Source organism: Streptomyces sp. NPDC001532, from assembly GCF_040298625.1.
Taxonomy (GTDB): domain Bacteria; phylum Actinomycetota; class Actinomycetes; order Streptomycetales; family Streptomycetaceae; genus Streptomyces.
Genome location: NZ_JBEPAL010000001.1, coordinates 168979 through 188245, shown reverse-complemented (window position 1 = coordinate 188245; position 19267 = coordinate 168979). Strand labels below are relative to the sequence as shown.

Below are 19267 nucleotides of genomic sequence, written 5' to 3'. Positions count from 1 at the left end.
GGATCCCCGACCGGAATCGGCCGTGCGTTTTCGGCCGTCGATCGGCATATGCGTGGCGATCGGGGGAACGGGTGCCCCCGATGGACCGTCTCCACAAGCGAGGTGGCGCGCCATCTGCTGACAATGGCGAAGACCCTCGCGCAGTGTTCGCGAAGGCGCGTCTACGATGGAAGCCTTCACGTCACAGCACCCACCTCGCCGACCTGACAAGCCCTCAAAAGCTCCGTGGGAAGGCCAGACGAATCCTGATGGGGAACTCAATGTCGTTCATCGGCCGTGACATGGCTGTCGACCTCGGGACCGCCAACACGCTGGTGTACGTCAGGGGTCGCGGGATCGTACTCAACGAGCCGTCCGTCGTCGCGATCAACACCAACACCGGTGGCATCCTCGCGGTCGGTGCCGAAGCGAAGAAGATGATCGGCCGGACGCCGGGCAACATCGTCGCCGTGCGTCCGCTGAAGGACGGCGTCATCGCCGACTTCGAGATCACCGAGCGAATGCTCCGCTACTTCATCCTGAAGATCCACAAGCGGCGGTATCTCGCGAGGCCGCGCGTCGTCGTCTGTGTGCCCTCCGGCATCACCGGCGTCGAGCGGCGCGCCGTCATCGAGGCGTCGTCCCAGGCCGGCGCCCGTCAGGTGCACATCATCGAGGAGCCCATGGCGGCCGCCATCGGCTCCGGCCTGCCGGTCCACGAGGCCACGGGCAACATGGTGGTGGACATCGGCGGCGGCACCACGGAGGTCGCGGTCATCTCCCTCGGCGGCATCGTCACCGCCCAGTCCATCCGGGTCGCGGGCGACGAGCTGGACAACGCGATCATCCAGCACATCAAGAAGGAGTACTCGCTCCTGCTGGGTGAGCGGACGGCCGAGCAGATCAAGATCACCATTGGCTCGGCGTACGACCTCGACACCGACGAGCACACCGAAATCCGCGGCCGCGACCTCGTCTCCGGGCTGCCCAAGACCGTCGTCATCTCCGCAGCGGAGGTGCGCAAGGCGATCGAGGAGCCGGTCAACGCGATCGTGGACGCCGTGAAGACCACCCTCGACAAGTGTCCGCCCGAGCTGTCCGGCGACATCATGGACCGCGGAATCGTTCTGACCGGCGGCGGAGCGCTGCTGCGCGGTCTGGACGAGCGGCTGCGGCGCGAGACGGGCATGCCGATCCACATCGCCGAGGACCCGCTGGACAGCGTGGCGCTCGGCTCCGGCAAGTGCGTCGAGGAGTTCGAGGCGTTGCAGCAGGTGCTCGACGCCCAGCCGCGTCGATGACCCCGACGTGACGATTCCGCCGTACGAGACGATCTCCTCTCGTACGGCGGATCGTTGGTATAGAGGCACAAGCTTCACACACCAGTTCCTATGAGGAAGGGCACGGCCGCCGCACGTGAGGGACACACGAGAGAGCCGGCTGCTCCTGGTGCTGCTGATCGCCATCGCGTTCGCACTGATCACGGTGGACATCCGCGGCGGGGAGGACTCACCGGTCGACGGTGCCCGGCGCGCCGCGGCCACGGTCTTCGGCCCGATCGAGAACGGGGTGTCGTCCGCGGTCGACCCGGTCGGCAACGCCATCGCCGCGGTCCGCGACTCCGGTGAACGGCACGACCGGATGGCCGAACTGGAGAAGGAGAACGCGGCGCTCAAGGCGAAGCTCGGCAGCGACGACCGCAACCGCAGCCGGCTCCAGCAGCTCGACAAGATGCTGAAGGTCGCCGGCGCGGGCCAGTACGGCATCAAGGGCGCCGAAGTCATCGCCATAGGAGCCGCGCAGGGCTTCTCCTGGACCATCACCGTCGACATCGGCGCCAACGACGGCATCAAGCGCGACATGACCGTCCTCAACGGCGACGGACTCGTCGGCCGGGTCACCACCGTCGGCCCGAACACCGCCACCGTGCTGCTCGCCAGCGACCCCGACTTCACCGTCGGCACCCGGATGGAGGGCAACGACGAACTGGGCTTCGCCTCCGGCCAGGGCGACCGGCCGCTGCGCGTGGAACTCCTCAACGGCAAGGCCCAGATCAAGAAGGGCGACCGTCTGGTCACCTTCGGCTCGCAGGCCGACAAGCCGTTCGTGCCCGGCGTCCCGGTCGGTGTGGTCTCCCGCGTCGACCCCTCCGGCGGCGACCTGACCCGCACGCTGTACGTCACGCCGTTCGTCGACTTCACCAAGCTCGACATCGTCGGCATCGTCGTGCAGACACCCGCGAAGGACCCGCGCGACACCGTCCTGCCCGCCAAGCCGAAGCCGACCCCGACGCCCACCGTGACGGTGACGGTCACACCGGGGGCCGAGCCGCAGGGCGACGGCGAGTCCCAGCCGCAAGACCAGTAGGGGGAGCTGACCTTCATGCGCTTCAACCGGATCCTGCTCTCCGCCACCCTGATCGTCGTCGCCCTGGTGCTCCAGGTCAGCGTGCTGGCCCGGCTGCACCTCCCGGGCGCCGTCCCCGACGTGGTGCTGCTCACCGTCCTCGGCCTCGCCCTGGTCTACGGCCATGTCGGCGGCGCCCTCGTCGGCTTCGCCGCCGGCCTGCTCGCCGACCTGGCCCCGCCCGCCGACCACGCCGCCGGCCGCTACGCGCTGGTGCTGTGCGTCGTCGGCTACCTGGCCGGCCTGGTCAGGCCGGAGAACGGCCGGCTGAAGTCGGCCACCGGCCCGCTCGCCGTGGTGGCCGTCGCCGCGATCGGTACGACGCTGATGTACGCCGGTGTCGGCGCCCTCGTCGGCGACACTGCCGCCCGCAACGTCGGCCTCGGCGGCCTGCTGTTCACCGCCACCCTCTACGACCTGCTGCTCGCGCCGTTCGTGGTGCCCGGCATCATGGCGCTGGCCCGGCGCGCCGAGAACGACCCGCTCGCCGAGACCAGCCCCGCCGCCCAGGGCACCGACATCTCCGCCGGCTGGCTCGCCTCCGGCACCGGGTTGCGCATCGGCGGACAGCGCGGCCTCAGAGTGAAGGTGGCCCGCGCCCGCACCGCCCGCGCCGGGCGCATCAAGGGGGTCAAGCGGCTGTGACCAGGGCGGAGTTCACCCGAGCGGGTGAACCCAGCAGGAACCGCGCCGTATCGGCCCGTCGTTCCTCACTCGTATCCACACACCCGTCCGCGCCACATCCGTCCGCACCACACCTGTCCGCACCACACCCGTCCGCACCACACCCGTCCGCACCACGACCGTCCGCACCACGACCGTCAACGCCGCGACCGTCGACGCCGCGACCGTCCGCGCTCCGAGAGGGGGAGCAGCCGCAGTGACCAACATTCCCGAGACCGGGCGCACACCACGCGTCCAGATCCGGCTCATCGTCATCCAGATCCTCGTCCTCTCCCTCCTCGGCACCCTCGGCGGCCGGTTGTGGTACCTCCAGATCCGGCAGGGCTCGGAGTACGCCAAGGAGGCCTCCGGCAACCACGTCCAGCAGGTCGTCCAGCCCGCCGTCCGCGGCTCCATCCTGGACGCCCGCGGCGTGCCGCTCGCCGACAACGAGACCCGGCTGGTCGTCTCCGCCTCCCGCACCGAGCTGATGAAGATGAAGGACGACGGCGAAGCCGTCCTCACCAAGCTCGCGGCCGTGCTCGGGATGACGCCCAAGGAGGTCCAGGAGAAGGTCCGGCTGTGCGACGCCGAGACCCCCCAGCCCTGCTGGAACGGCTCGCCCTACCAGCCGATCCCCATCACCGACGAGGCCACGCCCCGCCAGGCCCTCCAGATCCGCGAGCGGGCCGAGGACTTCCCCGGCATCACCGCCGAACCGCAGGCCGTGCGCCGCTACCCGAGCCCCGGTCAGTCCAACACCGCCCAGGTGCTGGGCTACCTCTCCCCGGTCACCGACGAGGAGATCCAGCAGGCCCAGGACACCGACTCGCCGTATCTGCGCTCCGACCAGGTCGGCCGCTCCGGCCTGGAGCGGCAGTACGACAAGGCGCTGCGCGGCAAGGCCGGCGTCACCCGCTACGAGGTGGACAACCTCGGCCGGGTCATCGGCCAGGCCGAGTCCGACGCCGCCGAGCCCGGCTCCAACCTGGTCACCAGCATCGACGCCCGCGTCCAGCGCGTCGCGGAGTACGAGCTGAACGAGGCGATGAAGACCGCCCGCAAGGAGTGGGACCGCAACACCCAGGAGCGGTACAAGGCCGACGCGGGCGCGGTCGTGGTGATGGAGGCCAAGACCGGCCGGATCGTCGCCATGGCGTCCAACCCGACGTACGACCCCAACGCCTGGGTCGGCGGCATCTCCGCCAAGGACTACGACAAGCTCACCGGCAAGGACTCCAACTACCCGCTGCTGAACCGGGCCATACAGGGTCAGGCGGCACCCGGCTCCATCTTCAAGGTGGTCTCCACGGCCGCCGCGGTGCAGGCGGGCTACGACTTCGACGGGCGCTACGACTGCTCCAGCTCCTACTCCGTCGGCGGCCAGGTCTTCAAGAACTTCGAGTCGCAGAACCACGGTCCGATCGGCCTCGGCCGCGCCCTGGAGGTCTCCTGCGACACCGTCTACTACCGGCTCGCGCACAGCGAGTGGCAGAAGGACGGCGGCATCAACCCCAAGGGCAAGCCCAAGGACTGGTTCTACAAGGCCGCCCACCAGTTCGGCCTCGGCAAGGAGACCGGCGTCGACCTGCCCAACGAGGTCACCGGCCGCGTCCCCGACCGCGAGTGGAAGCAGCGGTACTGGGAGGCCAACAAGGACGCCTGGTGCAAGACCGGCAAGAAGGACGGCGACTACGTCGAGAAGATCGCCTACGAGAACTGCCTCGAAGGCAACAAGATGCGCGCCGGTGACGAGATCAACTACTCCATCGGCCAGGGCGACACCCTGGTGACCCCGATCCAGATGGCCACCATCTACGCGGCCATCTCCAACGGCGGCACCCTCTACACCCCGACCGTCGGCAAGGCCGTCGTCAGCCCGGACGGCAAGCAGATCGCGGAGATCGAGCCGGAGTCGCACGGCAAGCTGCCGGTCAGCAAGCAGACCCTCGCCCAGATGGACGAGGCCCTCGCCGGCGTCGCCACCCGGGGCACCGCCGCCTGGCGCTTCGGCGGCTGGCCGCAGGACGAGATCGAGATGCACGCCAAGACGGGTACGGCCGAGGTCTACGGCAAGCAGACCACCTCCTGGTTCGCCACCTACACCAAGGACTACGCGATCGTGATGACGATCTCCCAGGGTGGTACGGGTTCCGGCGCCTCCGGCCCGGCGGTCAGGAACATCTACGACGCGCTGTACGGCGTCTCCGACGACGGCGCCATCGACAAGAAGAACGCCCTGCTGCCCACCCCGCAGAAGGACCTCCCGAAGATCCAGGCGGACGGCTCCATCACCTCGCCCAAGCTCCCCAAGGACGTGGCGAAGGAGCAGCAGGCCAGCCAGCAGGCGCCGGAGAACCCGGCGGAGCAGCAGCAGACCGCGGCGACCGTGCCCTCGCCGGAGACGGGCAACCGTGAGACCCGCCGGCGAAGCCGCCGACGGGGGAGCCGAGGCCGGAGGACCCAGTCATGACCGGCGTCAACAGCTTCCAGGTCTCCGGCTACGGCCCCGAACGCGCGGGCTGGACGCGGGTGTTCGCCCGCGACTCGATGGCCCGCCGGCTCGACTGGCCGATACTGCTGGCCGCGATCGCGCTGTCGCTGATCGGCTCGGTGCTGGTGTTCTCGGCGACCCGCAACCGCACCGAGATCAACCAGGGCGACCCGTACTACTTCCTGCTGCGGCACATCCTGAACACCGGCATCGGCATCGCCCTGATGATCGGCACCGTCTGGCTCGGCCACCGCACCCTGCGCACCGCCGTGCCGATCCTCTACGGTGCCTCGGTCTTCCTGATCCTGATGGTGCTCACCCCGCTGGGCTCCACCGTCAACGGCGCCCACTCCTGGATCGTGATCGGCGGCGGCTTCTCGCTCCAGCCCTCGGAGTTCGTGAAGGTCACCATCATCCTGGGCATGGCGATGCTGCTGGCGGCCCGGGTGGACGCCGGCGACAAACAGCACCCGGACCACCGCACGGTGGTGCAGGCGCTGGGCCTGGCCGCCGTGCCCATGCTGATCGTGATGCTCATGCCCGACCTCGGATCGGTCATGGTGATGGTGGTGATCGTGCTGGGCGTGCTGCTCGCCTCCGGCGCCTCCAACCGCTGGATCTTCGGGCTGATCGGCGCGGGCGCGACCGGCGCCATCGCGGTGTGGCAGCTGGGCATCCTGGACGAGTACCAGATCAACCGCTTCGCCGCCTTCGCCAACCCCGAGCTCGACCCGGCCGGCGTCGGCTACAACACCAACCAGGCCCGGATCGCCATCGGCTCCGGCGGGCTGACCGGCTCCGGGCTGTTCCAGGGCTCGCAGACCACCGGCCAGTTCGTGCCGGAGCAGCAGACCGACTTCGTGTTCACGGTGGCCGGCGAGGAACTGGGCTTCGTCGGCGGCGCCCTGATCATCGTGCTGCTCGGCGTGGTGCTGTGGCGGGCCTGCCGGATCGCCCGCGAGACCAGCGATCTGTACGGCACGGTCGTCGCCGCCGGGATCGTGGCCTGGTTCGCCTTCCAGTCCTTCGAGAACATCGGCATGACCCTCGGCATCATGCCCGTCACCGGTCTGCCGCTGCCGTTCGTCTCGTACGGCGGTTCGTCGATGTTCGCGGTGTGGGTGGCGGTGGGTCTGTTGCAGTCGATCCGGGTGCAACGGCCGATGTCGGCGTGATCGAAGGGGGGTGAGGGCGTCCGGGCGGGCGGGACAGCTTCCGGGCCGCGTTACGCTTGATGGTCACCCTCCCCCAGCCTCCGGCCGGGGGTACCCCAGTCAGCTCACGAAAGTCCCGCGATGTCTGTCGAGTCAGCTGAGTCGGTGTTCCCGCATCTCGAAGCGCTGCTCCCGCATGTGCAGAAGCCGATCCAGTACGTCGGTGGAGAGCTCAACTCCACCGTCAAGCCCTGGGACGACTGCGACGTGCGCTGGGCGCTCATGTACCCGGACGCGTACGAGGTCGGACTGCCCAACCAGGGCGTCATGATCCTCTACGAGGTACTCAACGAGCAGGAGGGCGTCCTCGCCGAGCGCACCTACAGCGTGTGGCCGGACCTGGAGGCGCTGATGCGGGAGCACGGCGTCCCGCAGTTCACCGTGGACAGCCACCGTCCCGTCAAGGCCTTCGACGTGCTCGGCGTGAGCTTCTCCACAGAGCTGGGCTACACCAACCTGCTCACCGCTCTGGACCTGGCCGGAATCCCGCTGGAGGCGAAGGACCGGGGTCTGGACGACCCGATCGTGCTGGCCGGCGGACACGCGGCGTTCAACCCGGAGCCGATCGCCGACTTCATCGACGCGGCCGTCATCGGCGACGGCGAGCAGGCCGTGCTCGACATGACGAAGATCATCCGCGAGTGGAAGGCGGAGGGCCGCCCCGGCGGCCGCGAGGAGGTGCTGCTGCGCCTGGCGAAGACCGGCGCGGTGTACATCCCCGGCTTCTACGACGTGGAGTACCTGCCGGACGGCCGCATCAGCCGGGTCGTACCGAACCGTTCCGGCGTTCCGTGGCGGGTCTCCAAGCACACCGTCATGGACCTCGACGAGTGGCCCTACCCCAAGCAGCCCCTGGTCCCGCTCGCCGAGACCGTGCACGAGCGGATGTCCGTGGAGATCTTCCGCGGCTGCACCCGCGGCTGCCGCTTCTGCCAGGCCGGCATGATCACCCGCCCGGTGCGCGAGCGGTCCATCACCGGCATCGGCGACATGGTGGAGAAGGGCCTGAAGGCGACCGGCTTCGAGGAGGTCGGCCTGCTGTCCCTGTCCTCCGCGGACCACAGCGAGATCGGCGACATCGCCAAGGGCCTCGCGGACCGCTACGAGGAGGACAAGATCGGCCTGTCCCTCCCGTCGACCCGCGTGGACGCCTTCAACGTCGACCTGGCCAACGAGCTGACCCGCAACGGCCGCCGCTCCGGTCTGACCTTCGCCCCCGAGGGCGGCTCCGAGCGCATGCGCAAGGTCATCAACAAGATGGTCTCGGAGGAGGACCTGATCCGGACCGTCGCGACGGCGTACGGCAACGGCTGGCGTCAGGTGAAGCTGTACTTCATGTGCGGCCTGCCCACCGAGACCGACGAGGACGTCCTCCAGATCGCCGACATGGCCATCAACGTCATCGCCAAGGGCCGTGAGGTCTCCGGCTCCAACGACATCCGCTGCACGGTCTCCATCGGCGGCTTCGTGCCCAAGCCGCACACGCCGTTCCAGTGGGCGCCGCAGCTCGGCGCCGAGGAGACCGACGCCCGGCTGGCCAAGCTCCGCGACAAGATCCGCGGCGACAAGAAGTACGGCCGCTCGATCGGCTTCCGCTACCACGACGGCAAGCCCGGCATCGTCGAGGGCCTGCTCTCCCGCGGCGACCGCCGCATCGGCGCGGTCATCCGCGCGGTCTACGAGGACGGCGGCCGCTTCGACGGCTGGCGCGAGCACTTCTCCTACGACCGCTGGATGGGCTGCGCGGACAAGGCGCTCGCCCCGTTCGGCGTCGACGTCGACTGGTACACCACGCGCGAGCGCACCTACGAGGAGGTCCTGCCCTGGGACCACCTGGACTCCGGTCTCGACAAGGACTGGCTCTGGGAGGACTGGCAGGACGCCCTCGACGAGACCGAGGTCGAGGACTGCCGCTGGACGCCGTGCTTCGACTGCGGTGTGTGCCCCGCGATGGACACCCACATCCAGATCGGCCCCACCGGCAAGAAGCTGCTGCCGCTGACGGTCGTGAAGTGAGCCGCCCGACAGCAGGCGCGTAACACCTTGGTGACGCGAGGGCCCTCGCCGGAACGGCGGGGGCCCTCCGTGTGTCCTGAACGGTATGGATCTGGAGAAGGCGCCGCGGGCCGGACGGGTGGAGCGGCGGGACGAGGAGCGGGCCCCCGAGGGGTGTCTCGTCGTCGCGATCCGGCTGCCGGTGCGGATCGTCGCGCTGGTCGTCGTCGTGCCGCTGCGGATGGTGTGGGACGCGCTGGTCGTCCTCGGGCGGTTCCTGAACGACACCGTGCTGCGCCCGCTCGGCCGGGCCCTGGCCTGGCTCGGGAAGGCGCTGTTCGTCTGGCCGCTGGTGGCGCTGTGGCGGTGGGTGCTGCTACCGGCCGGCCGAGGCCTCGGATGGCTGCTGAAGTGGCTCGTCGTGGTGCCCGCGGTGTGGCTGTACCGCTGGGTGCTGACTCCGGTCGGGCACGGGATAGCCTGGCTCGCCCGGGCCGTCGCGGCCGGTCTGACCTGGGTGTACGACCGGTTGCTGACCCCGCTCGGGCACGGGCTGCGATGGCTGGCGCGGTACCTGTTCGTCGTCCCCGCGGTGTGGCTCTTCGAGTGGGTCCTCCTGCCGCTCGGGCGGGCCGTCGCGTGGACGGTGCACTGGACCCTGCGGGTGCTGTTCGTGCTGCCCGCGGTCGCCGTGTGGCGCTGGATCCTGGTGCCCGTGGGACGGGTGCTCGCGGTCGTCGCCCGCGAGGTCGGCACGGCCCTCGGGCACGCCTGGCGGATCGCCGGGCACATCTCCCTCGCCGTCGGACGGTTCCTCGCGACCCTCTTCCGGTGGATCTTCGTGGAGCCGGTGCGCTGGGTGTACCGGACCGTGCTGACCCCGGTCGGCCACGCGGTGCGGGACGCGGTGCTGCGGCCCGTCGCCCAGGCGGCGCGCGGTGTCGGCCGGGCCGCCCGGCACGCCCTCGACTCCGCCCGGGAGAGCGTCCGCCAGGCCCGCCGGGACGTCCGCCGGATGCTGTTCGGGGAGGCCCGGCGGGAACCCGTACCCGTCGAGGCACGTACTCTTGGTAGGAGTACGACCCCACTCACGAAGGACTAGGACACTGGGCAAGCGACAGCCCGAAGGCCCGCCGCCCGCACCTGCGGTGCAGCGCATTCGACTGCGTTACACCAAGCGCGGCCGCCTGAGGTTCACCAGCCACCGCGACTTCCAGCGCGCGTTCGAGCGGGCGCTGCGCCGCGCCGAGGTGCCCATGGCCTACTCGGCCGGCTTCACCCCGCACCCGAAGGTGTCGTACGCCAATGCCGCACCCACCGGCACCGGCAGTGAGGCGGAGTACCTGGAGATCGCGCTCACCGCGGTGCGCGACCCCCAGCGGCTGCGGGAACTGCTCGACGAGTCGCTGCCCACCGGGCTCGACATCGTCGACGCGGTCGAGGCACGCACCTCCGGCCTCGCCGACCGGCTGACGGCTTCCGTCTGGGAGCTGCTGCTGGCCGGGGTGGAGCCGGCGGAGGCGGCCCGCGCGGTGGCGGCGTTCAACGCCGCCGAAGCGGTCGAGGTACAGCGCCTGACCAAGAACGGGATGCGCACCTTCGACGCCCGCCCGGCCGTCGCGAGTCTGGAGAGCCTCGACCCGGACGAGACACAGAGTTCGCTGGCTGATAGGCCGACCGACGGGCCCTGTGCGATACTGCGGCTGGTTGTTCGGCACGTGACGCCTGCCGTACGACCCGACGACGTCCTGTCCGGTCTCCGCGCCGTGGCCGACCTGGCGCCGCCGGTCCCCGCAGCGGTGACCAGGCTGGCGCAGGGGCTGTTCGATGAAGAGACCGGCACGGTGACCGACCCGCTCGCGCCCGACCGCGAGGCAGCGGCGGCCCTCACAACGGCCGCTCCGGCTGCCGCCGCGACGGCGCCGACGCCGGAAGGTCCCGCGTAGGGACGGACGTCGTAGCGCCGCCCTCGTACTCGGGAGCCACCTGGGTCGGGCAGCGCACCGACCAGAAGACTTTCGCCAGGCCGTGCGCATTCGGCGTACGGAACCGGCGAGACAGGACACAGAGAGCTCCCGTGCGGCGCCCGCGCCCCGGACGGCGGCAGTCGCGCATCGCGCGAGCCGCGGACGTCACCGGCACACCGCCGGACCAGGCGCGGCGCCCGGGAGCCTGACGGGAGAAACGCCCGCATGCTCGAACCGACCGAACCCACCGAGGGTTCCACTACCGACAACACCCCCAGCGACACGCTGCCGCCGCGCCGCCGGCGCCGTGCCGCGTCGCGCCCGGCGGGCCCGCCCACCGGTGCCTCCGACGCCCCGGCGGAGACCGTCGCGCCGGCCATACCGGCCGCCGAAGCCGCCGACCTCGCGTCGAGCGACGTCGAGGACGAGGAGACGGCGGACCTCGCGGAGGCGGTCCAGGAGACCCCCGCCGAGACGCCTGCCGAGACGCCTGCCGTCGCGGAGGAGCCCGCCGCGTCCGCCGGCCGTACGCGTCGTCGTGCGACCCGCCGGGCGTCCGCGCCCGCCGGTGCTCCGGAGGCCGCCGAGGCCGCCGAGACCGTGGTGCCCGCCGCCGCGCCCGTCGCGCCCGCCGCCGAGGTGGCGGAGCCGGCCGCCGAGGAGCCCGCCCCGCCGCGTACCCGCCGCCGGGCCACCCGTCGTGCGACCGCCCCGGTCGGCGCCCCCGAGGCCGCCGAGACCGTGGTGGCGCCGGCCGCCGCGGGTGCGCAGGAGAAGGCCGACGAGAAGACGGAGGCCGTCGAGGCGCCCGCCGTCGAGACGCCCGCCGCCGTGGAGGAGCCCGCCGCGCCCGCCGGCCGTACGCGTCGTCGTGCGAGCCGTCGTGCGTCCGCGCCCGCCGGTGCTCCGGAGGCCGCCGAGGTCGCCGAGGCCGTCGAGACCGCTGCCGAGGCGCCTGCCGTCGAGGTGCCCGCTGTCGAGGTGCCCGCTGTCGAGGCGCCCGCCTCCGGGGAGGCCGCGCCCAAGGGCCGTACCCGCCGCCGTGCCACCCGCCGGGTGACCGCGCCCGCCGAGACGCCCGCCGAGGCGCCCGCTCAGGCCGCCGCCGCCGAGGCTCCGGCCGTCGAGGCGCCCGCCGCCGTGGAGAAGGCGCCGGAGGCCGCTGCCCCCGCCGCCGCCCCGGTCGAGGAGCAGCCCGAGGAGAGCGCCGGCCCGCGCCGTCGCCGCCGGGTCGTGCGCAAGGCCGCCACCGGGTTCTCCGAGCCCACGCCGCCCGCCGCCGGTGACGCGCCGCAGCGTCCGGCACGCCCCGCCGTGGCCGTGTTCCAGCCGCCGGTCTTCACCCAGCCCAGGTTCCAGACGCCGGAGCGCGCCGCCGCCGAGGCCGCCGCCGAGGCGGCGGAGGAGGCCGGGACCACCGAGACCCCCGAGGTCGGCGAGGTCATCGGCGCCGAGGAGTTCACCGCCGAGCAGCCCGGCTCGCGGCGCCGCCGCCGGCGCCGTGGTGCCGCCGCCGGCGAGGAGCCCGAGGCCCGGACCGCCGAGAAGCCCGCCGAGGCGCCCGTCGTGACCGCCGCCGAGGTTCCGGCCGAGGAGGACGAGGCCGAGGACGAGGCCGCCGAGGGCGAGGAGTCCGAGGACACCGGTTCCCGGCGCCGCCGTCGCCGCGGTGGCCGTCGTCGTCGCCGCGGCGACCTGGCCGACGAGGCCGGCGAGTACGGCGAGGAGCCCGAGGAGACCGCCGCCGAGCAGGCCGCGCAGGACGCCGAGGACACCGCCGAGCAGGACGCCGAGGACGCCGAGGACACCGCGGAGGACGAGGGCCGCGACGAGGCGGGCGGTTCGACCGCCGGCAGCCGTCGTCGCCGTCGCCGCCGCCGTCGTGCCGGTGACGCCTCCGTCGACGTCGAGCCGGGCGACAACGACCCCGAGCGCACCGTCGTCAAGGTCCGTGAGCCGCGCAAGGCCGCCGAGCGCGAGCCGTCCGACGAGGTCCAGTCCATCAAGGGCTCGACCCGCCTGGAGGCGAAGAAGCAGCGCCGCCGGGAGGGCCGCGAGCAGGGCCGCCGCCGCGTCCCGATCATCACCGAGGCCGAGTTCCTGGCCCGCCGCGAGGCCGTCGAGCGGGTGATGGTCGTGCGCCAGCACGGCGACCGCACGCAGATCGGCGTCCTCGAGGACAACGTGCTCGTCGAGCACTACGTCAACAAGGAGCAGTCGACCTCGTACGTCGGCAACGTCTACCTCGGCAAGGTGCAGAACGTGCTGCCGTCGATGGAGGCCGCCTTCATCGACATCGGCAAGGGCCGCAACGCCGTCCTGTACGCCGGCGAGGTCAACTTCGAGGCGCTGGGCATGGCCAACGGCCCGCGCCGTATCGAGTCCGCCCTGAAGTCCGGCCAGTCGGTCCTGGTGCAGGTCACCAAGGACCCGATCGGCCACAAGGGCGCCCGCCTCACCAGCCAGGTCTCCCTGCCGGGCCGCTACCTCGTGTACGTGCCCGAGGGCTCCATGACCGGCATCAGCCGCAAGCTGCCCGACACCGAGCGGGCCCGGCTGAAGACCATCCTCAAGAAGATCGTCCCCGAGGACGCGGGCGTCATCGTGCGCACCGCCGCCGAGGGCGCCAGCGAGGACGAGCTGCGCCGTGACGTCGAGCGGCTCCAGTCGCAGTGGGAGGACATCCAGAAGAGGGCGAAGAGCGGCAACGCGCCAACGCTGCTCTACGGCGAGCCGGACATGACCGTCCGGGTCGTCCGCGACATCTTCAACGAGGACTTCACCAAGGTCGTCGTCAGCGGCGACGAGGCCTGGCAGACCATCCACGGCTACGTCTCGCACGTGGCGCCCGACCTGGCCGAGCGGCTGTCGAAGTGGACCAGCGAGGTCGACGTCTTCGCCACCTACCGGATCGACGAGCAGCTCGCCAAGGCGCTGGACCGCAAGGTCTGGCTGCCCAGCGGCGGTTCGCTGGTGATCGACCGGACCGAGGCGATGGTCGTCGTCGACGTCAACACCGGCAAGTTCACCGGCCAGGGCGGCAACCTGGAGGAGACGGTCACGAGGAACAACCTGGAGGCGGCCGAGGAGATCGTGCGCCAGCTCCGGCTGCGCGACCTCGGCGGCATCATCGTGATCGACTTCATCGACATGGTGCTGGAGTCCAACCGGGACCTGGTGCTGCGCCGGCTGCTGGAGTGCCTGGGCCGGGACCGCACCAAGCACCAGGTCGCCGAGGTGACCTCGCTGGGCCTGGTGCAGATGACCCGCAAGCGGGTCGGCCAGGGGCTGCTGGAGTCGTTCTCCGAGACCTGCGTCCACTGCAACGGCCGCGGTGTCATCGTCCACATGGAGCAGCCGACGGCCGCCGGTGGCGGCGGCAAGCGCAAGAAGCGGGCCCGTGCCGGTGCCGCCGAGCTGCCGCACGAGCACGACCACGAGGCCGTGGCCGTCGCCGAGCCCGTCGAGACGGCGGAGCAGGAGGCGGAGTCCGAGGCCGAGGTCGCGGCGGAGGCCGCCGAGCCGGTCGCGCTGCCCGCACCCGAGTTCGCCCCGGACGAGGAGCTGTACAGCAGCGTCGCCGAGGCCGAGGCCGCGGTGCGCGGTCGGGGCAGGCGCCGGGCGAGCCGCCGGGCGTCCGCTCCGGCGGGCGCGCCGCGCGCCGAGGCCGCCGCGGCGCCCACCGCTCAGCGGGTGACCGCCGAGAAGGAGGCCGCGCGTCCGGTGCTGCCGGAGCCGGCCGCCGAGGCGCACGCCGAGCCGGTGGCCGTCGAGGACCCGGTCGTCGAGGCCGCCGCCGCGCAGGCGCCGGCCGCCGAGGCTCCGGTCGTCGAGGCGCCCCCCGCGGAGGAGGCCGCGCCCAAGGGCCGTACCCGCCGTCGGGCCACCCGCAAGGTGTCCGCGCCGGCCGGTTCGCCCGCGGCGGCGGAGGCCGCCGTGGTGACCGTGCCCGAGGTGGCCCCGGAGGCCGCTCCGGCCGCCGAGGTCGCCGAGACGCCCGCGGAGAGCGCCGCCGAGGCGCCCGCCGAGGTCGCCGCGCCGGCCCGTCCGCGCCGCCGTGCGGTGCGCAAGGCCACCGCGCCGACCACGTCCGAGGAGGCGGCCGTCGTGGTCGTCCCCGCGTCCACGGTCGCCGAGCAGGCCGCCGAGGAGGCCGAGCAGGCTCTGGTGGAGGCCAGGGAGGCCGCCGTCGAGGCGGTGTCCGCCGACGCCGAGGAGCCTGCCGAGGCCGCGGAGGCTGCGGAGGGCGAGGAGGCCGCTCCGGCCAAGAAGACGGCCCGTAAGGCGGCGAAGAAGGCGACGGCGAAGAAGGCCGCCACCAAGAAGGCCGTGGCCAAGAAGACGACGGCGGCCAAGAAGACCGTCGCAAAGAAGACGACGGCCAAGAAGGCGGCGAAGACCACCGCCAAGAAGACCGCGTCGAAGAAGACGGCGGCGGCCGAGCAGACGGTGTCCTCCGTCTCGGCCTCCACCGACGAGGGCTGATGCCCTCGGGTGTGCGGCCGGTCGTGTGACCGGCCGCACACCCGAGGGGCCCGGTTTGACCCCCTCGGCCGCGGCCCCGTAACCTTGACCGTCGGCGTGTCCATTGACCACGCCACATCCCCGTAAACCTCTTCCTTCCGGGCACGGGCAGTGACCGGGAGAGGCCGTCCGCGCGCCGGTGCGCCGGTTGGCTGGCCTGCGGGGGTGCCGTTCTCCGAGCGAAAGAGAGATCCGCGTGTACGCCATCGTGCGCAGCGGTGGTCGCCAGCACAAGGTTGCTGTCGGCGACATCGTTGAGGTTGACAAGATTTCCACTGCCAAGGTTGGCGACACGGTCGAGCTCTCGACCCTGCTCGTTGTCGACGGCGACGCTGTGACCAGCGACCCGTGGGTGCTGGCCGGCATCAAGGTCCAGGCCGAGGTCGTGGACCACCACAAGGGCCAGAAGATCGACATTCTGCGCTACAAGAACAAGACCGGCTACCGCCGTCGTCAGGGCCACCGCCAGCAGTACACGGCGATCAAGGTCACTGAGATCCCCGCGGCTGCGAAGTAAGGGACTGAGGAGAGATGGCACACAAGAAGGGCGCATCGTCCACCCGGAACGGTCGCGACTCGAACGCCCAGCGGCTCGGCGTGAAGCGCTTCGGCGGTCAGGTCGTCAACGCGGGTGAGATCCTGGTCCGCCAGCGCGGCACCCACTTCCACCCGGGCGCCGGTGTCGGTCGCGGCGGCGACGACACGCTGTTCGCCCTGCAGGCCGGTGCGGTGCAGTTCGGCACCAGCCGTGGCCGCAAGGTCGTGAACATCGTTCCGGTCGCCTGAATCGCCTGATTCAGCACCGAACACTTTCGCGAGGCGGACCTCACTTCCCGGGCGGGAAGGCGGGTCCGCCTTTCGCGTGTTAAGCAGGACAGACAACCTCGTACGGCTTCTGGAGGCACCCCACCATGACCACCTTCGTGGACCGCGTCGAACTGCATGTCGCCGCGGGTAACGGAGGTCACGGCTGTGCCTCCGTCCACCGTGAGAAGTTCAAGCCGCTCGGCGGTCCGGACGGCGGCAACGGCGGGCGTGGCGGCGACGTCATCCTGACCGTCGACCAGTCCGTGACCACGCTGCTGGACTACCACCACTCCCCGCACCGCAAGGCCACCAACGGCAAGCCCGGCGAGGGCGGCAACCGTTCCGGCAAGGACGGCCAGGACCTGGTGCTGCCGGTGCCGGACGGCACGGTCGTCCTCGACAAGGCCGGCAACGTGCTCGCCGACCTGGTCGGGCACGGCACGTCGTTCATCGCCGCCCAGGGCGGCCGCGGCGGTCTCGGCAACGCGGCGCTGGCGTCCGCGCGGCGCAAGGCGCCCGGTTTCGCGCTGCTCGGTGAGCCGGGCGACCTGCGCGATGTCGTGCTGGAGCTGAAGACCGTCGCCGACGTGGCGCTGGTCGGCTACCCGAGCGCGGGCAAGTCCTCGCTGATCTCGGTGCTGAGCGCGGCCCGGCCGAAGATCGCCGACTACCCGTTCACCACGCTGGTGCCGAACCTGGGCGTCGTCACCGCCGGCCAGACCGTCTACACCATCGCCGACGTGCCGGGTCTGATCCCCGGCGCCAGCCAGGGCAAGGGCCTCGGCCTGGAGTTCCTGCGGCATGTGGAGCGGTGCAGTGTGCTGGTGCACGTGCTGGACACCGCGACGCTGGAGTCCGACCGCGACCCGGTCTCCGACCTCGACATCATCGAGGAGGAGCTGCGGCAGTACGGCGGGCTGGACAACCGGCCGCGGATGGTCGTGCTGAACAAGATCGACGTACCGGACGGCAAGGACCTCGCCGAGATGGTGCGGCCGGACCTGGAGGCGCGCGGCTACCGCGTCTTCGAGGTGTCGGCGGTGGCGCACATCGGTCTGAAGGAGCTGTCGTTCGCCCTCGCCGAGCTGGTCGGCCAGGCGCGCGCCGCCAAGCCGAAGGAGGAGGCGACGCGGATCGTCATCCGGCCGAAGGCCGTGGACGACGCGGGCTTCACCGTCGTACGCGAGGAGGACGGGCTGTTCCGGGTGCGCGGCGAGAAGCCGGAGCGCTGGGTGCGGCAGACCGACTTCAACAACGACGAGGCCGTCGGCTATCTCGCCGACCGGCTCAACCGCCTCGGTGTCGAGGAGGCGCTGATGAAGGCGGGTGCCCGCGGTGGCGACGGCGTGGCCATCGGCCCCGAGGACAACGCGGTCGTCTTCGACTGGGAGCCGTCCGTGATGGCGGGCGCCGAGATGCTCGGCCGGCGCGGTGAGGACCACCGGCTGGAGGAGCAGCGTCCGGCGGCGCAGCGGCGTCGCGACCGGCAGGCGGAGCGGGACGACGTGCAGCGCGAGTTCGACGACTTCGAGCCGTTCTAGGCCGCTGGGAGAGCCCGGACCGCTTCGAGCGGCCCGGGCTCTTTCGGTGGTCCGCACTCCGGTGAACTCCGTGGAAACTCACGGCGTATCCCGGGGCAACCAACCTGTGTGTCCGTGAGTCGAACAGGGCGTACGGATGAGGATCTTGATCCTCTCCGCCGTCAACCGCCCTCTCGATTCCCGGAGTCGACGTGCCCGATCCCGTAGCGCCCCGGCTGGGACGCAGTGTCGTCGTCGCCCTCGCCCTGCTCGCCGCCACGGTCACGGTCCTGCCCGTGCCCGCCCGTGCCGCGGACCGGGTGACCGTGCGGCAGGACTTCAACGGCGACGGCTACGAGGACGTGGCCGTCGGCGCGCCGAACGCCACGGTGAGCGGCCGGGCGAAGGCCGGGTACGTGGCCGTGCTGTACGGGGCGCCGGAGGGGCTGGGCGCGGGCAAGAAGGTGTTCCACCAGGCGTCTCCGGGTGTGCCCGGCACCCCCGAGACCGACGACGGCTTCGGTGAGTCCCTGACCGCCGACGACCTCGACGGGGACGGGTACACCGACCTCGTGGTCGAGTCCCGGCGCGAGGCCTGGCGGACCGACGGCATCGTCCGCACCGGCAGCAACACCGTGCTGTGGGGCGGGCCGAACGGGTTCGCCTCGGGCACCGTGCTGCGGCTCCTCGGGACGTCCGCGTACCAGGGCGGCCGGACGGTCTCCGGCGACTTCGACGGCGACGGGCACCGCGACCTCCTCCAGCAGGACCGTGTCGCCTACGGCCCGTTCGGCCGGGACGGCGTCCCGGCCCGCACCGCCCGTACCGCGCTGGTCGAGGGCGACATGAACCTCGACGACGTGGTGGCCGGTGACACCGACGGCGACGGCATCACCGACCTCGTCACGCTCGCCCGGACCTTCGACTGGGACGACGACCACAACTACGGCTACCAGCTCAACCAGGTGCGCGGCAGCCGAGCGGGCCTGGGGGAGCCGCGGATCCTGCGCGACGCCCAGGGCCGCCCGGTCCCCGTCGGGGACGTCTCGCTGGCGGTCGGCGATGTCACCGGCGACGGCCGCGCGGACATCGTCACGGGCGGGGACACGCTGGGCGTCCTGCCCGGCACCGCCGACGGGCCCGCCGTCGCCGTCCCGCGCGTCATCAGCCAGGACAGCCCCGGCGTGCCGGGCGTCCAGGAGGCCGGTGACGGCTTCGGCCGCAGTCTCGCCATCGGTGACGTCGACGGCGACGGCTACGGCGACATCCTGGCCGGCATCCCGTTCGAGGACTTCGCCGGGCTGGACAACGCGGGCACCTTCGCCGTCGTACCGGGCGGGCCGCAGGGGCCGAGCGGCGCCGGCACGGTGGTCCTCAGCCAGCACACCACCGGAGTTCCCGGAACCGCCGAGTCGGCCGACATGTTCGCGGAGAACGCCGCGCTCGTCGACAGCGACGCCGACGGCCGGGCCGAGCCGGTGGTGGCGGCGGTCGGCGAGGACCAGCGGGCCGGGGCGGTCTGGGTGTTCCGGACCTCCTCCGCCGGCGTCCAGACCGGCGGCTCGTTCTCCTTCGGCGCCCGCACGCTCGGCCAGGTCAAGGCCGGTGCGTGGCTGGGCCGTTCACTCTCGCCCTGACGCCCCGCCCTCCCCATGCTCCCCGCCCTCCCCATGCTCCCCGCCCTCCCCATGCTCCACG

13 protein-coding genes are annotated in these 19267 nt (G+C 71.9%); all 13 read left to right on the top strand.

Translation table 11 applies throughout. The features are described 5' to 3' along the window. Window positions 1-260: 260 nt before the first annotated feature. On the top strand, window positions 261-1280 hold the full coding sequence (locus tag ABT232_RS00830; RefSeq protein WP_006133575.1) for a rod shape-determining protein: 1020 nt from the start codon (window positions 261-263) through the stop codon (window positions 1278-1280). Between the two features lie 115 nt (window positions 1281-1395). Beyond that, window positions 1396-2346: a rod shape-determining protein MreC gene (gene mreC / locus ABT232_RS00825; protein ID WP_351833930.1), complete on the top strand. Its 951-nt coding sequence runs from the start codon at window positions 1396-1398 to the stop codon at window positions 2344-2346. A 15-nt stretch (window positions 2347-2361) separates the two neighbouring features. Then, a complete protein-coding gene (gene mreD / locus ABT232_RS00820) occupies window positions 2362-3030 on the top strand; it encodes a rod shape-determining protein MreD (protein ID WP_351833927.1) in 669 nt (222 codons plus the stop codon). Between the two features lie 235 nt (window positions 3031-3265). Next, window positions 3266-5521: a penicillin-binding protein 2 gene (gene mrdA, locus ABT232_RS00815; protein ID WP_351833925.1), complete on the top strand. Its 2256-nt coding sequence runs from the start codon at window positions 3266-3268 to the stop codon at window positions 5519-5521. Next, on the top strand, window positions 5518-6717 hold the full coding sequence (rodA, locus tag ABT232_RS00810) for a rod shape-determining protein RodA (RefSeq protein ID WP_351833923.1): 1200 nt from the start codon (window positions 5518-5520) through the stop codon (window positions 6715-6717). Before mrdA ends, rodA begins: the two co-directional genes overlap by 4 nt. Window positions 6718-6837: 120 nt before the next feature. Beyond that, the gene (locus tag ABT232_RS00805) at window positions 6838-8772 is read left to right on the top strand and encodes a TIGR03960 family B12-binding radical SAM protein (protein ID WP_351833920.1); all 1935 of its coding nucleotides are present in this window, start codon (window positions 6838-6840) and stop codon (window positions 8770-8772) included. Window positions 8773-8857: 85 nt separating this feature from the next. After that, on the top strand, window positions 8858-9853 hold the full coding sequence (locus ABT232_RS00800; protein ID WP_351833917.1) for a hypothetical protein: 996 nt from the start codon (window positions 8858-8860) through the stop codon (window positions 9851-9853). Between the two features lie 46 nt (window positions 9854-9899). After that, window positions 9900-10697, top strand: a complete 798-nt coding sequence (locus ABT232_RS00795; protein WP_351833915.1) for a TIGR03936 family radical SAM-associated protein — start codon at window positions 9900-9902, stop codon at window positions 10695-10697. Window positions 10698-10943: 246 nt separating this feature from the next. After that, window positions 10944-15203, top strand: coding sequence for an Rne/Rng family ribonuclease (locus ABT232_RS00790; RefSeq protein ID WP_351833912.1), 4260 nt, complete (start codon window positions 10944-10946; stop codon window positions 15201-15203). A gap of 235 nt (window positions 15204-15438) precedes the next feature. Continuing rightward, a complete protein-coding gene (gene rplU, locus ABT232_RS00785; protein WP_004931419.1) occupies window positions 15439-15759 on the top strand; it encodes a 50S ribosomal protein L21 in 321 nt (106 codons plus the stop codon). Window positions 15760-15773: 14 nt separating this feature from the next. Further along, window positions 15774-16028 (top strand): 50S ribosomal protein L27, encoded by a 255-nt coding sequence (gene rpmA / locus ABT232_RS00780; RefSeq protein WP_073938528.1) that lies wholly within the window; start codon window positions 15774-15776, stop codon window positions 16026-16028. 125 nt (window positions 16029-16153) lie between these two features. Further along, on the top strand, window positions 16154-17590 hold the full coding sequence (gene obgE / locus ABT232_RS00775) for a GTPase ObgE (RefSeq protein ID WP_351833909.1): 1437 nt from the start codon (window positions 16154-16156) through the stop codon (window positions 17588-17590). Window positions 17591-17781: 191 nt separating this feature from the next. Beyond that, window positions 17782-19206 (top strand): VCBS repeat-containing protein, encoded by a 1425-nt coding sequence (locus ABT232_RS00770; RefSeq protein WP_351833906.1) that lies wholly within the window; start codon window positions 17782-17784, stop codon window positions 19204-19206. The last annotated feature ends 61 nt before the right edge of the window (window positions 19207-19267 follow it).